The 538-nt window shown below is 55.0% G+C and carries 2 protein-coding genes; both read left to right on the top strand.

All coding sequences use genetic code 11. From position 1 onward, the window contains the following. On the top strand, positions 1-201 hold a 201-nt coding region (locus tag M3200_RS08535), incomplete at its 5' end, for a transketolase C-terminal domain-containing protein (RefSeq protein ID WP_288178249.1). Between the two features lie 91 nt (positions 202-292). Then, on the top strand, positions 293-517 hold the full coding sequence (locus M3200_RS08530; RefSeq protein WP_022383107.1) for an alpha/beta hydrolase: 225 nt from the start codon (positions 293-295) through the stop codon (positions 515-517). Positions 518-538: the final 21 nt, after the last annotated feature.

Here is a 538-nt window from a genome sequence, read left to right as displayed (position 1 = left end):
ACGGCAGAAGAAGCCTCCGTCATCGGCGGCCTGGGCTCGGCCGTAGCTGAAACGCTGGTGCGCCGCTATCCTGTCCGCCAGGAATTCGTCGGCATTCAGGACACCTTCGGCGAATCGGGCTCATCGGCCGACCTCTTAAAGAAATACGGCCTCACAGCAGCGGATATCGTCGCTGCCGCCCACAAGGCCAGGGAAACGTAATTGCCTGTAACAGACAAAGAGAGGCTACAGCCCGAGATCCTTCGGCTCCACCACAGGTGCGACACTGAGCTCCCTCCCGGACTTCGCCGGCATGCCGATCAATATCTACGCCGATGAAATCGAGACACCCGTCCTCCTCATCCATGGAGAAAAAGCCCATTCCCGCTACTTCAGCGAAGACGTCTACAAGAAGATGAAAGGAAATAACAAAGAACTCCTCATCATCCCGGGCGCCGTCCACACCGACCTCTACGATCATATGGACGTCATCCCATTCGCCAAGATTGCAGAATTCTTCAAGACAAACTTGAAATAAGGAAATAGTAAGGAAACCCGC

Origin of the sequence: Dialister sp. CAG:357, assembly GCF_000435155.1 — a bacterium.
Taxonomy (GTDB): Bacteria; Bacillota; Negativicutes; order Veillonellales; family Dialisteraceae; genus Dialister; species Dialister hominis.
This window is presented reverse-complemented; position numbering and strand designations above follow the sequence as displayed.